At 57.5% G+C, this 21,508-nt stretch carries 7 protein-coding genes, 1 tRNA gene and 5 pseudogenes; 9 read left to right on the plus strand and 4 right to left on the minus strand.

Features of this window, described 5'->3' with window-relative positions:
• Positions 1–638: 638 nt before the first annotated feature.
• Positions 639–1,778 carry a site-specific integrase gene (locus DCG74_RS37940; protein WP_172789546.1) on the minus strand — a complete coding sequence of 380 codons (1,140 nt, stop codon included), beginning with the start codon at positions 1,776–1,778 and terminating at the stop codon, positions 639–641.
• A gap of 221 nt (positions 1,779–1,999) precedes the next feature.
• Between DCG74_RS37940 and DCG74_RS37945 the strand changes: the two genes are divergently transcribed.
• The 4 genes from DCG74_RS37945 (at position 2,000) to DCG74_RS37960 (ending at position 11,965) form a co-directional block, all read left to right on the plus strand.
• On the plus strand, positions 2,000–2,446 hold the full coding sequence (locus tag DCG74_RS37945; RefSeq protein ID WP_175421785.1) for a hypothetical protein: 447 nt from the start codon (positions 2,000–2,002) through the stop codon (positions 2,444–2,446).
• Between the two features lie 89 nt (positions 2,447–2,535).
• Positions 2,536–2,612 (plus strand) — tRNA-Met (locus DCG74_RS37950).
• Between the two features lie 236 nt (positions 2,613–2,848).
• Positions 2,849–6,535: a hypothetical protein gene (locus tag DCG74_RS37955; RefSeq protein ID WP_172789547.1), complete on the plus strand. Its 3,687-nt coding sequence runs from the start codon at positions 2,849–2,851 to the stop codon at positions 6,533–6,535.
• Between the two features lie 111 nt (positions 6,536–6,646).
• A complete protein-coding gene (locus tag DCG74_RS37960; protein ID WP_172789548.1) occupies positions 6,647–11,965 on the plus strand; it encodes a hypothetical protein in 5,319 nt (1,772 codons plus the stop codon).
• Between the two features lie 584 nt (positions 11,966–12,549).
• On the opposite strand, the pseudogene DCG74_RS37965 reads toward DCG74_RS37960, so the two are convergent.
• Positions 12,550–12,854 (minus strand): annotated as a pseudogene (locus DCG74_RS37965) (transposase); the annotation flags it as partial.
• A gap of 196 nt (positions 12,855–13,050) precedes the next feature.
• Between DCG74_RS37965 and DCG74_RS37970 the strand changes: the two are divergent.
• The 4 genes and pseudogenes from DCG74_RS37970 to DCG74_RS37980 all read left to right on the plus strand — a co-directional run.
• Positions 13,051–13,246 (plus strand): annotated as a pseudogene (locus tag DCG74_RS37970) (IS110 family transposase); the annotation flags it as partial.
• A gap of 251 nt (positions 13,247–13,497) precedes the next feature.
• Positions 13,498–15,291, plus strand: coding sequence for a di-heme-cytochrome C peroxidase (locus DCG74_RS37975; RefSeq protein ID WP_172789582.1), 1,794 nt, complete (start codon positions 13,498–13,500; stop codon positions 15,289–15,291).
• A gap of 235 nt (positions 15,292–15,526) precedes the next feature.
• Entirely contained in the window at positions 15,527–15,925 is a 399-nt protein-coding gene (locus tag DCG74_RS39175) for an avidin/streptavidin family protein (RefSeq protein ID WP_172789581.1), read from the plus strand.
• A 159-nt stretch (positions 15,926–16,084) separates the two neighbouring features.
• A pseudogene (locus DCG74_RS37980) lies at positions 16,085–17,110 on the plus strand (integrase core domain-containing protein).
• Positions 17,111–18,332: 1,222 nt separating this feature from the next.
• Here DCG74_RS37980 and DCG74_RS37985 read toward each other — a convergent pair.
• On the minus strand, positions 18,333–18,518 hold the full coding sequence (locus DCG74_RS37985; RefSeq protein ID WP_257187520.1) for a DUF3768 domain-containing protein: 186 nt from the start codon (positions 18,516–18,518) through the stop codon (positions 18,333–18,335).
• A 145-nt stretch (positions 18,519–18,663) separates the two neighbouring features.
• Between DCG74_RS37985 and DCG74_RS37990 the strand changes: the two are divergent.
• A pseudogene (locus tag DCG74_RS37990) lies at positions 18,664–19,882 on the plus strand (IS110 family transposase).
• Positions 19,883–20,189: 307 nt separating this feature from the next.
• Here DCG74_RS37990 and DCG74_RS37995 read toward each other — a convergent pair.
• Positions 20,190–21,247: pseudogene (locus DCG74_RS37995) on the minus strand (IS256 family transposase); the annotation flags it as partial.
• Between the last annotated feature and the right edge of the window lie 261 nt (positions 21,248–21,508).

The following is a 21,508-nucleotide window of genomic DNA, read 5'->3' on the forward strand; positions in this document are numbered from 1 at the left end:
TCCCAATCCTTCGTCAGCTTCGTTTACGCTGAGGGAGGCTGGTGCGAAGACATAGTCAATTGACTGATCATACGCATATTCGAAAGTGTCGCAGCTCGGGGTGGCGCCGCCCAGAACATCGGACGAACAAAGTCCACGGATTTTCCACGGATTGAAGTGTCGTCTTCGCGTTTCGTTCTGCACCGAGTTGCCGAGCAAACCCGGCCAAGCGCGTAAAAAGTGCAAGAAATCAACGACGACGTGGTGGGCGCACAAGGGATCGAACCTTGGACCTCTCCCGTGTGAAGGGAAATCACATCCTTCTATATCGTATTGATATAGTTTGTATTTTCCGGTTTTAGCAATCGCATTGGGCGGAATTTGGGCGAGGCGCTTTCATGATCAATCGCCGCAGGCCGACGCACCGCAATGGTTGATGGTGTTGATCAGAGCGAATGCTTCGAGACCTGCGCCTGGCCGTACGGCTGCCATTCTAGGCGGTTATTGGTCCTAAGACCGTCGCTCGAGAATCCGACCACGGGTCAAAGTACAGCCATCCATCGGCACAGGCAACGTGTTCCCTGCCCAGGCAGCACCCAGCGCCGCCACCGCACACACGCCCCCCGTAATGGCAACAAATGCCATCCCAGCGCGGTCGCTCATGATGCGCGCTTGCGCGACCTTGCTTTGACCGGGGTCAACTTTGCCGCCTTGGGCGGCGCCGGGCCGATCGAGGGCATTTTCTGGATCGAGGGGGCGGCGTGGGCGACGTTGACGTGCGCATAGCGCAGCACCATCGATAGGCTCGACCAACCGCCGAGGTGCATCAGCATGTTGAGATCGCGGTTCTCTTGGTAATGCCACGTCGCCCAGGTGTGCCTGCAATCGTGTGGGTGGAAATCCTTGATCTTGGCGCGCGTCACCGCTGCCTTAAAACCCTTCTTGATCCGAGATCCCGCCGACACGTCACGCGGGTCATCCGGATCCAGCGGCGCATAGGGATCGCCAAGGACGTCCTCGATCACCTCGATTGGCTCGCCCGAGTTGCTGCGTGCCGGCACAAACTTTCGGATTATTCGGCCTTGCTTCCGAAACACCTCGCCCTCCCGGTGTGGCAGGTTGGCGAGGATCGCCACGAGGTCGGGATGCAACGGCACACCGCGATCGCGGCCGTTCTTGGTGTCGAGAAATTGGACCTGAGCGCGACTTAAATCGACATTGCGCCAATCGAGCCAAAGGGCCTCGCCGACGCGCGCGCCGGTGTAGAACAGGAAGGCGACGAGCGGCTTGAGATGCGGCGCGCACGCTTCGATCAGGGTAAACGCCTCGGCATGCGTGATCCAACGCACGCGGCCTTTAGGCAATTTCGGTCGGGTGAATTTGACCGGTGACCCATAGCCCTTCGAGGCCGCCATGTTGATGACGGCCGACAAAGGCGTGTAAAGCTGACGGTTGATTGTCGCCGGTGCGAGGCCGGGATAGATCGCCTTAGCGGCGGCATCGGCAGCGGCTTGATCAATCTTGGCGATCGCCATCGAACCAAAGTGATCGATCAGCGGTTGCAGAAACCGAGCGTCGCCGTCGTTCTCTAAGTAGATTGCAGCGGCGCCGAGGAACGTGCCCGATGCTTTAACGCCATAGACACTACGTTGCAGGATTTCCCATTCGCGCTTTGCCTTGATTTCTTGGGCGATTTTGCGGTCATCGGTTTGGCAGCTTTCGCGGACTAAGATGCCGCGCAGAGTGCCTCGAAGATACCAATTTGGGGACCCGTCTCGCTGGTAGAGTCTAAGGGGCATGGCTCGGTCTTGGGAATAATTCAAGGGCCTTAAATTGAGCGCATGCGACCTCTGCCAGTCCAGTCCTTTCCGTTTGCAGGCTCATAACCTGAAGGTCATAGGTTCAAATCCTATCCCCGCAACCAATATTCTCAAGGGGTTATGGTGATTCCATAACCCCTTTTTCGTGCTAGAATCCCCTTACACAGGTGTTACACAGAAACGCCGGAAAGGGGGCAGTCGTGATTACCCATGAGCTCATGGGCGGTAAACTCCACGTCTACAAGCGCGAGAACTCGCGCTACTGGCAGTGCTCCACCTTTTTGAACGGCAAGAACCGCCGGGTGAGCACCAAGGAAGAAAGCCTCGCCCACGCCAAGCAGTTCGCCGAGGACTGGTATCTGGAGCTGCGGGGGAAATCGCGGGCGGGCCTGCTCACGAATGAAAAGACCTTCGAGCAGGCAGCTGACCAGTTCTTGAAGGAGTACGAGGTCATCACCGAGGGGCAGCGCAGCCCCAAGTGGGTGAGTGGTTATCGCGACCGCCTGCCGCACCAGCGTCGAGATGATCGAGAAGTTCTATGCGGCTCACATCAAGAACATGCTGGATGCTTCAGCGATCAATGTGATGCGGTCGAAAGCGCGAAGGGCGAAGCCGAAGACCGAGCGGCCCTTGCAGGAAATCTATGAGTCTGCTGTTGACGCCGAAACCAGAGAACAACTTTAGATAGAAATTTCTTGACAAGGATTCCTGCTCCGACAGATTGTCCGCGCAATGTCGCGGGGTGGAGCAGCCTGGCAGCTCGCAAGGCTCATAACCTTGAGGTCAGGGGTTCGAATCCCTTCCCCGCAACCAAATTTTCATCTGTATCTTAACGGGACGGAAAAGCGGAGATCGCTGATCGGAGCCGTCCCGCACCGGGCCGAAGGGCCCGCTCTACGAGCCGGTAGCGGCTCGCCTTTCGCGCGAAGGCGCTCTAATTCCTCACTTGCATTGCTCCGCTCCGACTCGCATTTGCTTCAAAACCCTAGTGACTAGCTCAGGGTTGTGAGACCATCGGCCCTAGCAATGGAATCAATAGCAAAAGTGACATGACAAGCAGCACCGCGAAATTGCTAGCAGAAATGTCAGATGAAGGGCACTTCGAACGCCTCGCGACTGCAGTGCTGCGTGAAGCAGATAGCCGGTATTCGTCGCTTGTCCACCCTGGCGTGAACGCTGATGGCAAAACGGTCAAAGCGCCTGTCGACGGCATTACATACGTCTCGGGAGGCCTCCCTGCACAGCTTGTCGCTGTTCACCACACAACGACCAAAGCGTCAGATCTAAAATCCAAGTGGTTGCACGATCCAGCAACGGTGAAACCTCGTCGCGGGGGTCGACCCACGGCACCGGCAGGCGATCTCATCAAAACTGCGAAAATAGTCGCCGAGGAACGTGCTATAAATCCTCAACTTGAAGCGACACTGGTCCTGACGACCAACCAAGAGCCTTCCGTCGAGCTTGTTCGAGACCTGCACGGTGAGGCAAAGAAACACGGCATTACAATCGACCTTTGGCCGCGATCGCGCCTCGCGCATTTTCTTGACAAACCGCAAGGCCAATGGTTGCGCCATACTTTCCTTGGTATCGAGCCCCAACATCTGTCGCGTGAGCTTCTGAGTAAGCTATCGCGTGATAGCGCACGAAACTTCAGGCCCGCAGACGATCAAAATGATGCCTGGGTGGATCGCTCTCTCGATTGCATTCTGGATGTTACGCGCAACGACATCGCCTTTATTGTAGCCGAATCCGGCTTCGGAAAGTCTGTTGCCTGTTACAAGAAATTGGTAAAGCACATTGATCAGGGAGGTTATGGACTCTTTCTTCCACACGAGATTCTGGAAAACGCACTTAACCTCGATCAAGCGGTAGGCCAGACGTTGCGGCAGCTTCATCCGCAACTGGCATCGAGTGTTGAAGACGATGTCCGCGCAGTATGTGAGGGGCATCATTCGCTTCTTTTGGTCGTCGAGGACATCAATCGTTCCAGAAATCCCGTTCAGCTTCTAGAAAAGCTTGCGAACTGGAGCGGGCGTAGTGAAACGACCAAGGACGAATCTGATGCTCCAGATCAGTGGCAAGTCCTATGTCCAGTTTGGCCTGAAGTACTTCTCTCTCTTACGGATCAGGCCCGCAAGCGCATCGAAGCGCTCTCCGTTACCTGCGCCCCCCTCACGATTGCTGAGAGCAGGCAAGCGGTGCAACGTCGTGCCGCGCTCGGAGGCCGCGTTCTTAGCGACATGGATGCCGATGCCATTTCCAGCGTGCTTGGCCATGACCCACTGCTTATTGCCCTTCATGCCCCAAACAAAGTGCCCAACCCCTATCGTATCTTAGAGGACTTTATTTCCTCTAGTTTGTCCCGTGCAGCCTCCGCGCAGCCCGAATATACTGCGCCGGACTATCGGTCCGGCCTATCAGCGCTTGCGGAGGCAATGCTGACCCATCGGGTGCTTGAGCCAGGATGGGATGATGTTACGTCGTGGTTCGGTCTCTCAGGAGCAGTCACGAACATACTTCGCCGACTGCTCAAGCACGGCGAGATCGTCCGGCTTGCTTCTAATTTGGGTCACGGGCGCTTACGATTTCGTCATGACCGAGTGAGGGAATCCCTGTTGAGTTCCTGCCTCGCCTCGATGATGCGGGATGGAACCGTCGACGAATCGATACTGTCAGACCCGTTTTTCGCTGAAATAATTGGAGGCGCATTAGCAGACGCGACCACGATGGTGCCCTTTGCCAATCGAGTGGCCACTATCAATCCGCTGGCGCTATTCTACGCGCTTCGTCGAATTGGCAGCTCGAATGCCACGGATTCCGCTTTACTCTTGAAAGAGGTCAATTCTTGGCTGGATCGAACGGAAGCCCACGCTAGCGCTCACCAGCACCTTCGATGGCAAGCACTTTGGGTGTTAGCGCAGACCGACGCGCCCCATGTAGTCGACCTGGCCAGGCGCTTTCGGGAACGAGGCTGGAACGCTTGGTTTGCCCGCTTACGCAACGGTGACGTTTCCGGAGGGATTGAACTCTGTCATCGCCTTGAGCCTGGAACTAATGCCCCATGGCGCGACACACAGCTAGAGCATGCGAAGATGCGCTTTGGGAAGAATCTGATCTCTAAACTGGCGGAAGTGCTGGAAAGAGATAACCTTGATACAGCTTCCCGTATTGGCGCACTACGGCTTGCTGGTCACTGTGCGGATGCTGACTTGTCAAACGCCATCGCCGTCAGCTGGACACGGGACGTAGAACGTCAGAATCATCTCGAAGATTACCTGTGGGCTGGCGCGCAATGTTGCGGCGCAGACCCGCAAAAGCTTCTTGAGCCCGTCTGTAACGCCTGGGCAAAGCTGCCCTCGAGTACGGATGGAAAACTTCCATCCCCCCGAGATGACATGGCTGCCAATAATGTTAGGTTTGCGTTTTGTAGGCGGCCGCCGATACACGCTTTGCAGTACCTAATTCAGCGGGCCAAAGACGCAGAGCTGAATTGGCCGATCCTGTATTTGTTGCATGAAATGGATCACCCCGACACACTCGAATTTGTCGCCCATGAGCTTGCACACAAAGCGCGACGGGCGGCGGCCTCAGGCGGCTTTTCGCATTTTACGATGAGCGCGATAGACCGATGGGATCCTGATCGTCGCCGTGGGCTCGGTCCGATGTCGGTTGCATCGAAATCGCGGTTGCTTGCTCTCTGGACGACTACCAACGCAGAAAAGTATCTCCGCGAACAGGCGTTTCGCCTGTGGGCAGCATCAGAATCCGAAGGAGATTTGGACATCCTCCGTTCTATTGATCGCGAAGACGAGCTATTCGACAGGGCTTTATTTCAACGACTTAAGCGCGGAGATCAACAAGCCATCCCTTATGTACTCCCCAAATTTAAGACAAACCGGGACGACTACTGGTGGCAAGTAGGACGTTATCTATGGTCCGACGAAATGACCGAAGCTCTTGATGAGTCCCTCACACGGCGAGGAAAAAAGGCAGTGCGGGGGTGGGATAAGCCGGAACGTCAATCGGATTGGATGACGTCCGAGAACATTTTGCGGCTGCCCGAGAAGGTGGCAGAGCGGCTTCTCATCAAACATTGGGACCACTTGCGCTTTGTCCCATACTTTGTGCAGGCGGCACTGTACACGGCCACGCCCGAGCTTCGGTCCCTCGTTGCAAAGACGATGTCCGAATGCCCTGACCCCAAGAATTTCATGAGGTTCATTGACTCACACTACAACCTAAATGCAAGGGGCGCTTCGGGCTTGAATCGCTTGGCCCAGGTTGAATCCTTAGTCCCATACTTCGGTTTGTTCGATGAGCTTTCTATCGATCAATTCTGGAAGTGCTGCAATACACATGGATGGTTCGAGTTTCGACGCAAGCATTTGGATCCGCTAGTGTCCCATCCCCACTATGCGGAACAGCTGGGAGGAGACGGCACCCGAAAAGCCCTTGATGAGTTCCTTGAGAAAGATCGGCTTGTTTGGATGAATCATTGGCTTGATGATTGCCTTGCGGCGGGAGCGACCGTTGACCAACTTGTCGGCGAGATCTCTAGCTGGTTAACCTCAAAAGCTTCGCTCGACGGGCTGCGTGTCGTCTCGGCCGCATTGATGCACGTTGGTCGCCGTAGTGATCTCCCGATCTTACGTAGTGTCACGGCGCAGCCCCAGGACGCATGCGAGGCAATCATAGCCGACACCACGTTTGCAGTTATGCGACGTACGCTTCACTGACCGTAGGCAGCGAGCAACCAACGGACTCCCAGGCACCTCACTCTCCACACATGGACACCACCTCCGAATGAGATTCCTTGGCAACCCACGCGATAGTAAATACTATCTTGCATGATGGCGAAGAGATCCAAGAAAGCGAGCCCCACCAAAAAGCGCAAATCATCGGTGACGACGCGGTCGACCGGTGGAGGCGGGTTCGTCTTTGAGGACCAAATTGCTGCCTTCCTTCTCGTCAAGATGCTATCCGGCGAACCGATACCAGGCCTTGGGGACGAGGGACTTGGCAACCTCCTTCAAATGCAGACCAGTTCGCTGGGATGGACGATTGATGATTTGCTTGCCGTAAGCGAATCCGCTGGCTCTAAGCTAGCGTTATCCTGCAAGAGCAACATGCAGGTTACGGGTACTGGTCTCCCAGATAGCTTTGTGATCGCTGCTTGGCAGCAATGGAAAGCCCCACGGCCACCCAGCCCCTTCGATCAATCAAAAGACAAGCTGATGCTTGTCACGCGCGGCAAGCATCAGGCGTTCGAGCCACTCTGGGCGGATATTAAGACCTGGTGCTCTCATCCAGACAATCCGCTGGCTCTTGCACGAGCAAAGCAGACCGCTGCCCACGGTAGAATCTTCAAGAACACGAAGTCTGCAATTCAAACGGTCGACAAGAGCGTTTCTGACGAGGATGTTATAGCCCTCCTCTCCCGCTTGGAAGTGTTGGCAACCGACTTCGACCTGCCAAACTCTCAGAATCGAGCCGATTCAATCGTTCAGTGCCGCAAGTTGCTGGTCAGCGGAAGCCAACCAGAAGCAGTCGAACTGTGGAACGCTTTGGTGAGCGAGGCCGAGGCCGCGCGGGTATCTCATGGCTTGATCAAGCTAAACCTGCTTTGGCCGAAGCTGACCAAGCGCTTCAGATTGAAGCCCCATCTAAACTATGACCGTTCCTGGAACGTGCTCGACGCGATAACTGCGGACAACAAGGCGGGTGTGCAAACTGCACTACCAACAGGCTTCTCTCTCGATCGCAAGTTTGAGAGTGACGTCTTGGTGGAGCGTTTCTCTGCAGATCCGGTCCTCGTCGTATTTGGAGACTCCGGTAGCGGCAAATCAGCGCTCGTGAAGCAAACACTAGACCAACGCTATCCAAGCTGGAAGCAGATCTGGCTCACCATGGATGACCTCGGCGGGGCTCTTTCCGCGGCTCGTCGTCAGTCTATCGGCCTCGATCACGCACTGGACGAGGTTTTTCGCTTCAGCCCGTATGCCGACAACGTACTTGTGCTGGACGCAGCTGAGCGCTTTTCCGATGAGCTCGTTGCAAAGGCACAATCCCTTGTCTCGGCGCTCATCGAACATAACAAGAGCGCCTCATTGAGTTGGCGCATTGTGATAATCGGCCAAATAGATGGCTGGTCGCAAGGCAAACTTCAGCGGATCGGAAACTCTACGCTTCCGCAGCACTACGAAGTAAAACCACTTTCTCTCGACGAGGTACGGGAGGGATTGCAGTCAGCCCCACAGTTGAGGTGGGCTGCGGCTCGGGATGAAATTGTGCTCGCTCTCACCAATCCTCGCACGCTTGCGTGGGTGGTGCAGGCCGCGGCCCAGTTCGAAGGTGGGAATATTTCATCGCTCGCATCTCACATTGCGATTGCTGACCACCTATGGCGGTATTGGACCGCCGACAAGCTGACGCTTCAGCGCACTCTGATGGTACTGGCGGAGCGAGAAGCCAACTTTGAGCATAGCTTCGAACTGAGCAAGCTCGATCCGGGCGATGTTCAGGCCATCGAAAACAAGCCGCCTCAACTTCCGCTTCGCCGCAACAAGTACAATCGCTTTGAGTTTGAGCACGACCTGGCGGCAGATTGGATTCGATTCCAACGGCTTAAGGAAATTGCTTCCGAAACGGGGAGCTGGGCACAGCTAGCCAGCAACCCGCTCTGGTTGGGCGCTCTTCGCATGCTTGGAGGGTTCCTTCTACGGGAGCAGACATCTGATGGTCAAACTGCCTGGGATGTCGCCTTCGAAGCAGTGACAAGCAAGGCCGAAAATGCGACCGCTGCCGATGTCCTACTGGACGCTCTTTGCTTAGATCCGAATGCCGAGGTGTTCTTGACAGAACGCGTCGACCTTCTCCTCCGAGACCACGGCAAACTACTTATGCGTTTGCTCCGCCGCTTTCTGCATGTGGCGACCGTACCAGGAGGGCCGTCCAAGCTGCTCGGCGACGTTCTCTACGCCGATCCGTCTTTTTCTCTTTATTTGGAGGCCCAGTTTCGTACGCCAATTCCAGGGCGCTGGGTTGCGTTGGCCCGCTTCCTCCGGACGCATCAAGGCAAAATAGCTGCCCTCTACTCGTCCACAGTGGCTAAAGTCTGCGAGAGGTGGTTAAGCGGATTCCCAGCGATGCACGCGGGCACTCCGTTTCTTCTCCGGACCCAGTTCGCGGAACTGGCATTGGCCACTGCGCGTGCCGTTCAATTGGAGCAGAGAAAAGGAACAATCTTTGCGGATGATTCCGTGAAGGACATCTGCACGGCGGCGCTTGCAGGAGCTCCCGACCTTCCGGACCAAGTGTCACAATGGGCTCTCGAAATGGCCCGACGTCGCCCGCTAGACGCGACTCTCGCGGCAGCGGTGGCCGAGCATAGACGCAAACAAGCAATCGAGCATGAAGAGAAACTCCGGACGGATGAGGAGTATCGGAAGAGGCATGAGCGTCGCCAGTCCGCCCATGTGCCATATACTCGATCGGGCCGGAAGCTACCTCCATGGTCTCTCGGACCGCAGGGGCGCGTTGACCATCACTTCCGGGATGCCTGCGCAAACGGCGCAGCACTTATCCCCCTGATGAGGGTTCGGTCGTCGATTGCAGCCGAATTATTGTTGGCGATTGTCATCGAAGGTGAGCCTGAAGAGGAGTACGGGACATCTCGATTCCGTGACAACGTCGGACTACAGTATGACCATCAGTCGTACCCCACTGGGTTCTGGAAAAGTCCCTTCTTCTCCTTCCTGCAGATTGATCGAGACGCAGCTCTTGATGCCCTTACGAAGCTCATCAACTTTTGTACTGATCGGTGGATACACGAGGTTAAGAGACATTCAGAGGGGCGCTATCCGAGCATCAAGCTGATTTTGAACGACGGTACCGAAAAGGAATTTTTTGGCAACAGTCGGGTCTATGATTGGTGCCTATCAAGTTCCAGCTTTGCCGGTCAGCTTAGCAGCGGACTGGCCGCTCTTGAACGTTGGTTGTCGCTGCTGGTATCAGCAGGAGAAGATGTCGACCTGCTCCTGGAGCGAATACTTACAAGTACAAACTCGGTTGCCGTACTGGCGGTGCTGGCAAATATCGGAAAGCTAAAGCCGGAGCTTTTTCTCGGAGTTCTTAAGCCTCTGGCCGCAAGCGAACACCTCTATCGTTGGGATGAAAACCTCGTCAAATCGTTGCCGATGTATTTCGACGGGATGCAGCTGGCTCGACTTGGTGAACTAATCTTCGGTATCGCTCGGGACTGGCACTTTGCTCCTCAGCATAAAGTCTCCATGACCGACACCGTCATAGACCTTATCGGCGCAAATCAAAGCTTTGCCGAGTTTGTGAGGAGTGCCTGCACCGCGTGGAAGACCTCCACTGATGAAAAAGCTGCATTAGAGCAACGAATCCTATCCGCACGACTTGATAGCAATAATTATTCCGTCACGGTCGATACCAGCACCAATGCAGAGAAACGGGAGTTTAAATATCCCGAGCGACTGCTCGTCGACATAGACGCATTTCAGCAGTCAAAGGCTGCTGGCCAGACGATAGTGCTGCTCCCTGACTACTGCCTTAGGGTCTTGGGCCAACCTCACTCACTGCAGGGCGAGGATGCCGATCGGCTTGCGGGTTGTTTCACGGTTATCGACAACGAGACGGAACTCGAAGATCATTTCAAGGAACGGGCAAGAATTGCCGTCGCAAGCACCTTGATAGCCAAGGCCCCGGAGTGGCTCCAACAGCACGAGGAAACAAAAAGGGTTGTCGATGGCATCATCGCCGCAGAAGTTATGGCTATTGGTCATACTGCCGAGGCCCTGCGTAGCGCTCGGCACGATTGGCGCGACGATCTGTCGTTTCTGACGTATGCCCTATTTCACCAATGGCTCAAGAACCCCAGTTCCGAGACCGACGCTGCCGTCATGAGACTCATGACCAGCGGGAATCGGGGTGCGGAGACTTTGCTTTTCGGTCTAGCACATCAGCACCGCCAAGAGCTGGGAGGCAGATGGGCGAGGCTGGTAGACCTTGGCCTTCTGTGGGCGGGGCTCTCAATTCTTCGGCCGGGCTTTGATGAGGAAGCGGTCGCTTGGAATAATTGGCTCAGACGGTTCCGCGCCTGGCGCCTGAATGGCTATTCCTCATCTCCTAAGAGGATCGAAGCGGTAGATATTGCCAATCGTGTCGAGAAGCTTGAACGCGCGCGCTGGAACCGCGAGTTTGACAAACAGGATTGGCACAGTCGTATGCCACCCGAAGAACGACGTTCAGAGGGTCTCGACTGGTCATTCCTGGAAACCGCATTTGCTTGGCTCACGCCTTCTGACGGTCAGAAGGCGCCGCTGGGTGCCTCAGCAGATTCGGCAGAAGAACGCAGACTCCTTCTGTCCCTTTGGTCGTATGAGGTGTGGCTTCGCCACCGTTCTGTTGACGAGCGCAATGACGATCCGGGCCCAACCCAAATCGGTTACAGCCTGCTCGATCAACTCGCGAAGCGCGCAATGCAGGAGCCTTCACAATCCGCCATGCAAATGTGGGAACCGGTCCTCGTCTTGGGTGCGCCTGCACACTATGCGGTGGGTCAGTTCTTGCAATCTTGGTTTGCCCAAGCGCAAAAAGCCGATCCGGTAGAGTTTGGAACGCGCTGGCGGCCAATGATTGAATATGCGTTGGGATCTCCGACCTGGGGCGACGGCAATCCTTGGTACTACGGTCAGAGGATTCTCACTCAAGTGTTTGGCTGCTACGCCACCGACTCCCTGGATGCTAATCCCGCGTTTCAAACAATCGTGCTGGGGTTCAAGCCGCTCTACCAAGTTTGGGCCTCGCGGCATCTACGAAAAGATGACGACAACGTAAAGGCTATTTGCTCGTTCTTGAGCTCCTCGACTGGCAAGCTGCTTCGCCTGGACGGCCTGAGCTGGATTCACGCCGTGCTTGTCGGAAATGATCCGGTCTATATCGGCTGGCGGTCCACTGCACTGGACTCACTGGTCAATTTGCTCGACGTCATTCTAGCCGAGGATATTTCAATACTTTCTGGCACCCCGGCCGCCCGCTCGACGTTCCTCGCCATCATTGACGCTCTGGTGGCCAAGCAAGTGCCTGCGGCGTTGGCACTTCAGGAGCGTGCTCGTCGACTGTTGCGTCCTGATCGGTCTTGAGCCCAGAAACTTGTGTCCCTCGCCGGAGGCACCCGGGAAAGCATCTGCCTTCGGCACCGCTATCACTGATGCGTTCCCGGGTGCCGTTGTTAACCGGTCTCGGGACTCCGAGCTTGCTTTGCCGCGTTGCGCAAGAGTCTTTGGTCGAAGGTGCGAAACGCGGGTCGCTGCGACTCACTCTTTTTGTTTCGGTGCACATACCTGTCCACTGGAATCCCCAATGCACCGCCACTAGGATAGTTAGACAATCTTCCTGCAATAGTCGTTGTTCGATAGCTGTTTTCCAAACAGCTTCGCAGGAAGCCACTGCCGGTGCACCTCTCCCTGATGACACCAGAGATCACCCGCTATAACCGGTTCATTCCTGTCTATCCGCGCAATCGTCTCCACGACCAGCATCCCCAACCACCTGCTTCATTCCAAAGCAGGCAGCGCAACAGACCTAACTGGAGGGGGCGCATTGCCTCACCCAGAATGTTACTGGACAACTTCTCGCCGATGATTGGGTCGGTGCCATCGAATTGGTTCGGTGGCGTCTATGGCGGGAAAGATCAGTATGGGCGCGCGGCGCGAGGTGGTGTCGCGAGATGCGCGACAGCCTTCCGCTTGGCCGCGGGCGTCACCACTTCTTTCCCAAAAGGTCCTTCAACGCCGCATTGTCCAGCATGGCGTCAGCCAGGAGCCGCTTCAGCTTCGTGTTCTCGTCCTCCTCCAGCGTCCTCAGCCGCTTGGCCTCGGAGACGTCCATCCCGCCGTACTTGGCCTTCCATTTGTAGATGCTGGCGTCGCTCACGCCGTGCTTGCGGCATAGATCGGCGACCGACACCCCGGCCTCGTGCTCCTTCAAGATCCCGATAATCTGCTCTTCCGTAAAGCGGCTACGCTTCATGCTCTGGTCCTCGTCGTGGGCCAGAACGCATGGCCTGCAGGGCCTCTACAAATGGCGTGATCGACCATTGTGGCGCCAGCTCCCCGATCGCTTGGACAAACAGTCCACACGGACCTCAGCGTCGGTCACGGCATGAATGTAGTCCTGCAGAACGATTTGGCTCGCCGGGTGCTCGAAGGCGCACCGTATTGAGCCCGCCGGACTCTGCAGATATGGCCTGCATCGCGACAACTGAACGGACTGGGGCACGAATGCCACGTCGTGGATCCCTCGCTGATCCCGATGAAGGCCGGGGATCGAGTAAAAACCGACCGGCGCGATGCAGCGGTGCAGGCCAAGGGCGGGCTGACGGCTGTGTGGGTCTGGATGCGACGCATGAGGCCATGCGCGAGCCCTCGGATAAAGGCGCAGGTTCTGAGATTTCCATTGGTGGGCGATGCAGAGGCAGCCGACATCACGACAAAACTTGGTAGGTTGAACTTGATGGGTCTTTAATACCAAATCATCAAGCGACCTGCCCTCTGATGCTAGACTGCCGTCTGAGGCTAGGCTAGAGGACTGAGATCAACTTGCCGCAACGGCGAGAGGGGCCTTAGGCCGCGAACAACTCTTCGGGCGAGTTTAAAAGACGGTGGGCTATACGATGCTCCGTGTCCTCTTTCTGATCGGCTCAACCGTTGCTACCACGACAAGATCGAGCGCACAGGGCGCGGGCGCTATTCCATTCTACGTTGACCAAGGTGCAGAGTGGACCGCGACGGCGAGAGCGGACTTCTATGTGCGCGATCAGGGCTCGCGTTTGATCGCGCTCTCCTGGATGCAGGCTATAAAGCAAAGGAACGGACAACCGTTCCTCGCCGATGGTTTGTCGCGGTACGGCTATCTCCCCAATCCTGGCAACAAGGCCAGTCTTCCCGTCGGCTTTCATGCCTCCGGTCCTGAAGGTTTCCAAATTGTCGGAATGACCTGCTCCGCATGTCATACGCGCCAGATCGAAGTGGAAGGCAATGTGTATCGTGTCGATGGCGGTCCCGGACTCGTGGACTTCTACACGCTGCTTGGTGATTTGGACAAGGCTGTCGGCGATGTGCTTGCTAGCGATGACTCGTTTGCTCCGTTTGCTGCAGCTGTTCTGCAGTCCGCAAATCCCGATACGGCTGATCTTGAGGATCTTCGCCGGCAGGTAGACAGGTGGTACTTGCGGTTTCACACGCTTGTGGTGCGAGCCCTGCCCAAAAGCGGCTGGGGAGTAGGCCGTCTGGATGCTGTCGGGATGATCTTCAACCGGTTATCCGGACTGGACATCGGTCCGCCACCCGCTTTCATGATCCCGAAAAACATAAAAACCGCTGACGCTCCCGTGAGATACCCATTCCTTTGGAATGCGCCGCGGCAGGACAAGACGCAATGGCCGGGATTTGCAAAGAACGGAAGTGACATCTTGGGGCTGGCCCGGAACGTTGGCGAGGTTTTAGGGGTGTTCGCTACGTTCGAGCCGAAGCGTCAGGGAGCGGTCATCAATTTCCTCAATGGCAATTCCACCAATTTCGACGGCCTTAGCGAGCTTGAAAACCTCGTGAAGCGAATCGGCCCTCCGAAATGGCCCTGGAAGATTGACGCTGCCTTAGCCATCCGGGGTAAGATGATTTTCGAAAGAGGTTCGGATGAAGGGGGATGCAGCGGTTGTCATGGGATTGAAGACGGCGAGCAGCGCTTTCCATTCATCAAAACGTGGAGAACCGTGGTCCAGAACGTCGGTACCGATACACGTGAGTACGATGTTCTCGCCTGGAAAGCGAAGACAGGCGTCCTGAACGGAGCGTACATTCCCTTCGCAACCGCTCCTCTTAAGGAAAGGGATCAGGTTCTTAACATTCTCGCGACCTCGGTCATTGGTTCGATCGCAGAACACCTGCTAGCCGGTGGTGCCCCTTCCACCAACGCACGGGTCGCGGCGTCACCAGATCCGGGGTCGTCGGAGACCCCGGAGTCTCTGGGGTTGGTACGACTACCGCCGACCCTGCAGGATCTGGTAACGGCGTTCGACGCTGTCAGCACTTCGGAAGAGATCAAAAAAGCCAAGCGGAAGGGGGCGGAAAAAGCATCGCGCAGTCGACTCCCTCAATGGGGCGCCTACGAGGCCCGCGTTCTGCAGGGCATTTGGGCCGCCGCACCTTATCTTCATAACGGCTCGGTTCCTACCCTAGCGGAATTGCTCAAACCATCCGGGCAGCGCAAATCGCAGTTTAGCATTGGACGGAAGTACGACATCGAAAACGTTGGTCTTGCCGCCGCTCAGGAGCCTCAAAGTGACTCACTATCCGTCACGGATTGTAATGACATCAATTCTGGAAACAGCCGATGCGGCCACGAGTACGGGACGAATTTGAGCGAACAAGACAAAAAGGCGCTGCTCGAATACCTCAAGACGCTGTGACCCACTGCTTCGTTCGCTCTTTGAGCATTCTCAAGAGGTCGATACCCAACGTCGCTCGAAATAAGGCCGTCGGCAAATCCACCTCTGGAGAACCTGGCGAAACTACAAAGCGAGAACTTTTCGTGGACGAGGTGCGCTTCTGGGTTGATTGTGGAAGCGAATTGCATGGCCGCATCATGAGAGCGAATCTATATCCGGCAGCGTTGTGCAGTTGCCTAATGCCTAGGGGAATACCATGATACGCTTGTTTGTGCTTCTGCTCTTTGCCGTCATATCGGTATCTGCTCACGCGCAGTTGCCCGTCCCCTCCACATGGGTGAATCAAAGGGGCTCGTTTCTCTCGATCCAGATGCTAGACCCGTCAACAGGGAATTTCGCGGGAACGTATGTCAACAACGCGACTGGATTTTCGTGCCGCGGACAGCCTTACCCTGTCGCAGGCGTCGTCACGGCAAACAGAATAGATTTCTACGTCAATTGGACGGCACCCGCGGCCCCAGACTGCAAAACAATCACGATTTGGAATGGTCGTGTAGCTACTAATAAGATTCCAGCTGGGTGGACACTATATTACGTGGGATCGGACTGGCAGTTTCATAAAATGACGGGGCGTGACTTGTTCACGAGGAGGTAGACCAAACTGCTTCAAGTTTGTCGTTCCTGGCAGGGGTGCGCATTCCGACGAAGTCGGCCGTGGATTCCGAGCGAAGCCGGCCGCCTGTACCGATTGTGACCTGCCAATGCGTATTTCCTCCAGAAGGAGTTAGAGTCCGGCCCGAAGAAGGACGGACAGATGAAGCGAGCAAGGTTCACGGAAGAGCAGATTATCGCGGTATTGAATGAGCATGGGGCTGGGGCGAAGACAGCCGATCTGGCTCGCAAGCACGGTGTTTCCGAGGCGGCGATCTACAATTGGAAGGCCAAATTCGGCGGCATGGACGTTTCCCAAGCGAAGCGGCTGAGGCCTTGGAAGAGGAGAACGCGAAGCTGAAGAAGCTTCTGGCCGAGCAGATGCTCGATGCGCCCGCACTTCGCGAGCTCCTTTCAAAAAAATGGTAGGGCCCGCCGCAAAGCGCGCTTCGATCGCGCATCTGCAGGCTGTCATGAGCCTGTCGGAACGGCGGGCCCGCTCGATCGTGGGGGCGGATTCGGAAGATGATCCGCTACCGGCTTTATCGCGAGGAAGGGCTCACCGTCCGCAAGCGGCGGGCTCGCCGCAAAGCTGTAGGAACCCGTGCCCCGATCCTGGTCGAGGCGAGGCCGAACGCGCGCCGGTCGCTGGACTTCGTCCACAACCAGTTCGCCAATGGCCGACGCTTCCGCATCGTCGACGACGTCACCAAGGAATGCCTGAGCACCATTCCGGAGACCTCAATCTCGGGGCGGCGCGTGGCCCGCGAACCGACGGCGATCGTCCAGCGATGCGGCAAGCCAGGAATGATCGTGTCCGACCATGGCACCGAATTCACCTGCAACGCCATGCTCGCTTAGTGCAAGGACGCAGCCATCGATTGGCACTTCATCGCACCGAGAAAGCCGATGCAGAACGGCTTCGTCAAGAGTTTCAATGGCCGGATGCGCGATGAGCTACTCAACGAGACCCTGTTCTTCGATCTCGATGACGCCCGCGCCAAGGTCGGCAATTGGGTCGCCGACTACAATCTCCAGCGTCCCCCACTCGTCGCTGAAATACCCGACCCCCGCGGCCTACGCCGCCCAACTCACCGCAACGGACGATCGGCTGCGCAACCCCGACCAGCTCCGCCGATCGTCCGTTGCTCCACCCGCGCCACTTGGCGTACAAACCCCGAGACTCTAACTGCCGCTGGCTGAAAATGCAGTGGCAGGTCACCGCAGATGCGCACCCGATGGGCTTCCTATACTGCCAACCTCGTTCGAAGTGGGTGCAAGGTCTGTGCCAGCGCAAACAGCGGAACCTGTGGCTGCTAATGGCAGCGGATTCATGATTGCCCCGGTCCTCGCCTGGGCCAGAAAGAGCGTCAAACTCGATTAAGCCTAGGAGCCCCCCTTCTCGAAAAGCCTGGCCAGTCTCAAATTATCTGACACGGACACTCGAAGTTCTCACTCGGGCAAGAGCCGCTAGACAATTTAAACTACGTCATCTCCAAGACATCGATGTCCCAATCCCGACGGTAGGACGGGTATACCCTGTCAGTGCAGAGAGAGGCGCGTTGTGTCACGAGGAAACGCTTGGTCATAAACCTGCAATCAAAGCGTGCTACGTAGTTTGGTCCGACAACTTGCCGCTGCTGGTCGGAGTGACGCGCAGTGTTTTTTGCTCATTGATTTGTCGGGATGGGTATTCGCGCATGGTTTACGACGCTGCTACGGTGCAGATGCTCCGCAACGTCCTTGATGAAGTACTTGCTAGCTCCACGTTCATCGGGCAGGAGCACCGCTCTGCGCTGGAGATCGCGGAGCGCATTCTTTGGCCTGCCTCACAGGGAGAGCGGGAGGCCGCGACAATCAAACAGCACTTACTGAACGAGTTTTTGGTGAGCGGTAGCGATAGCGTAAGAGCCGAGAACGCCACCTCGATGGTAAGCAAGGCTCCGCGTTTGTGTTCGGACATACGATACCGGGGACCCTAGTAACGCCGGTCGGAGGTTCCGAGCTGAATGACAAATGCCGGCCAATCGCCACTGAAATTGTTTGACGCTGGGCTATGCACATGCAGATCCCATTTGCGCCACTCCGCCTCCGCGGAAAAAGAGATCTGTTCGGTGTCATCTCCATATCGCGCGCTAGACAAATGCGCCTCGGAGTCATGTGATCTGAACGAATGCTAGAGCAGCCTACTTACCACCATTCAGGATCCATACAAAGCCCTCGCCGTGGCGAGGGCTGGACAAGCAGTGTCCGAGGCAAATGTGCGCACTGATCGCGCGCTTAACCCTGAGGGTTCGGCAGGGCTTCCGATGTTCCCCGCCACGGTGCTTCGTCCTGCTGGAGCATTCTTCCGCAGCGTCTGGATAGGAGGCGAACCATTTCTTGTTCTGTTCAGTACTCGCTTGCCAACATCAGCCTGAGGACACGCAATGTCCTTTCCGAGTCGCTTGGATCTTCGGAGCCTTGCTGCATCTTCCTGTGTCGTAGTCGATCTTCCAGAAGACCTTTTGACCCACCAAGTCGAAGCTTCCGAAGCCGTGCTCGCCATGAGGATCGTTCTCCTCTGTGGAGCACGAAGTGCGGGCAGGCCGATGCACACGATAAGCCGAGAGCTCGAGTTAGTAGCTGGCCGCCTCTGCGACTCGCCCGGTTGCGCCGCGAGCGCGAATCCGTAGTTGTCGTGTCGCCCGCAGCTCCCGTCATGTGTTCGGCAGAGGAGGTGCGAATGCGACGGATAATGGCATTGATGTTCACCGAACCTTCGGGGAGGTGGTATTTTGGGAGAACGGCAGGCTTCGACATGCGGGTCGCATTGATATGACGCGGACTGCGCTGGAGGGATTTGGCAAAACCCTGCTGGCCGATGATGAGGTGGTGCTCGAAGCGACTGGTAACCGCCTGCGCGGTGTCGCGGGTTCTGGCGCCATTCGTGGCGCGGGTGATCATCGCCAATCCGTTGCAGGTGAAGGCGATCGCCCAGGCTCACGTCAAGACCGACAAGGTCGATGCCGGCACGCTCGCCAGTCTGCAGGCGGCGGGATACCTGCGGCAGATCTGGACGCCTGACGCGGAGACAGAGCGCAAGCGTAGGCTGGTGGCGCGGCGTTACCAGGTCGTGCGGCATTGCACGCGGCTCAAGAACGAGGTGCATTCGATCCTGCACGCGCACCTGATCCCGAAGTGCCCGCATGCCGATCTTTTCAACGCCCGCGGCCGGGCATGGTTGGCCGCTCAACAGTTGCCGGACGATGAGCGAGCGGCCATCGACCGACATGTCCGTGAGCTTGACCGGCTGGCGGAAGACCTGGTCCTGCTCAACCGCGAGATCGCGCGGGACGCAATCGAGGATTCCGCGGTCAACAGATTGATGACGATCACCGGCGTGAACCTGGTGGTCGCCGCCGGCATCGTGGCGGCGATCGGCGACATCAGCCGGTTCAACAGCCCGCAGAAGCTGGTGAGCTATTTCGGGCTGAACCCGCGGGTGCGGCAGTCCGGGTTGGGAGCAGCCCACCACGGCCGTATCAGCAAGATGGGCCGCAGTCATGCGCGCGCCATGCTGGTCGAAGCGGCCTGGGCAGCGGGCAAGGCGCCCGGTCCACTGCATGCTTTTTTCGTGCGGATCCGCGCGCGGCGCGGCCATCAGATCGCCGCGGTGGCCGTGGCTCGGAAGCTCACTGTGCTCTGCTGGCACTTGCTGACAAAGGGCGGGGATTACCTGTGGGCGCGCCCGGCGCTAGTCGCCAACAAGACCCGCGCGATGCAACTTCAGGCCGGACATCCACAACAGAAAGGGAGCCGCCGTGGACCAGCCTATGCCTACAACATCAAGCCGCTGCGCGACCGCGAGATGTTGATTGCCGCCCAGGCCGAGCAAAGCTACGAACGATTCATGTCGCAATGGAAGTCGCGGCACCCAAAAAGTGGCTCGCGAGCGCCTCAGTTCGGCAGGACAAAATAGACAGTCCGGTGACGCTTGCAGCCGACGCGTCACGCTTCGCCACGAGGTCGCCCGCGCCCAACAACCATAATCGCGGCTGATGGCAAGTTCTAGCCAGGAATGCAGTCCCGTTCCACTGCCAGTGTGCCGCCGTGCTCGGGTCGGTCAAGGCCAAGCCTTCCGGTGGTCGCAGATGCGGCCAGCCTTGACCGCCCCGGCGCGCGGCGGCTGCGAGATCGGTGGCCGGGACGGAAGAATGGCCCGCAGCGCAGCCGAACAAAAGAATGGACTTACAGCGATCTCCGCAGTCGTCGTCTCGGCGACGAAGAAATCGCTTGTCCATCTCATCCGTCGTGCGCAGATGGTCCCAATGCTCGGCGGGGAAGTCGTAGAAGGTCAGCAGCGCGTCGCGGTCCTTGGTGAGGCATTCGACCGCCCGGCCATACTTGGCGCGGTATTTCTCGGCAAAGACATCGATCGCCGCTTCGGCGGCCGCCCGGTTCGGCGCCCGGTAGATCTCGCGCAGGTCCGTCTTCATGTTGGCCTGCACCGAGAGCGGGACCTTGTCCAGGACATTCACTGTCTTGTGCACCCAGCATCGCTGGTGCCGGGTGCCAGGACAAGCCTCATCGAGCGCCTTCCAGAAGCCGAGCGCGCCGTCGCCGACGATTTCCGGGGCGATCTGCAATCCGCGCTGCATGACGTCGATCAGGAGCTCGCGCCAGCTCTGCGTGCTCTCCCGCACGCCGACCTGAAAGCCGATCAGTTCCTTCTTGCCTTCCGGCGTTGCGCCGATCAGCACCAGCATGCATTCGCCGTGGTCTTCCATGCGCGCCTGCAGGAAGACCCTCATCGGCCCACACATACACGTAGCGCCGCGCCGACAGATCGCGCTTCTGCCAACGCTCGTACTCGCCTTGCCATTCGGCCGTCAGCCGGGAAATCACCGCTGGCGACAGGTTCGGTGCGTCCTTACCCAGCAGGGCCGTCAGCGCCTCCTGGAAGTCGCCGGTCGAGATGCCGCGCAGGTAGAGCACCGGCAACAGCGCGTCCAAACTCCTGGTCCGTCGCGCCCACAGCGGCAGAATCGCCGAGCTGAACTGGATCCGCTCGCCATCCCCGGCCGCGCCGCGGTCCCGAATCTTCGCCCGTGCGACTTCGACGGGGCCGATGCCGGTCTGGATCGTTCGCGCCGGGCCCCGCGACCGTGCCGCACCACGCGGGCGCGCCCGTCGGCCGGCTTCAAGTCCTTGATCGTGGCAAGAAACGTCGCGACTTCGACCTCGATTGCCTGCGCCAAAAGCTGCTGCGCGCCCGCTCGCAGGATATCCGTCAGTGGATCGTTGATCTCGTCGGGCTGACGAAGCGGCACAATGTCTCATTCATGGCGTATCGCTCTCCTTGAGACGTTCTGGCAGGCTCGACACCCGCCTCGATACGCCGCTATCTCAGGCCGTCATCACCCAGCTTCCCGCATAGCTCCCACTACTGAGCGAAGTTAGATAAAATGCTCAATCGACCGTATGGGCGCTCGTCGCGATGCCTCCGCCTCGCCACCGAGACCCGGACATGCATGGCTGGTCCCGGATGGCGGGGTGGAACGTCGAAAGATCAAGTCTGCAACGATTTCGCGACTGACGCCAATTG

This window comes from Bradyrhizobium sp. WBAH42, assembly GCF_024585265.1.
In the GTDB taxonomy this organism is placed as follows: domain Bacteria; phylum Pseudomonadota; class Alphaproteobacteria; order Rhizobiales; family Xanthobacteraceae; genus Bradyrhizobium.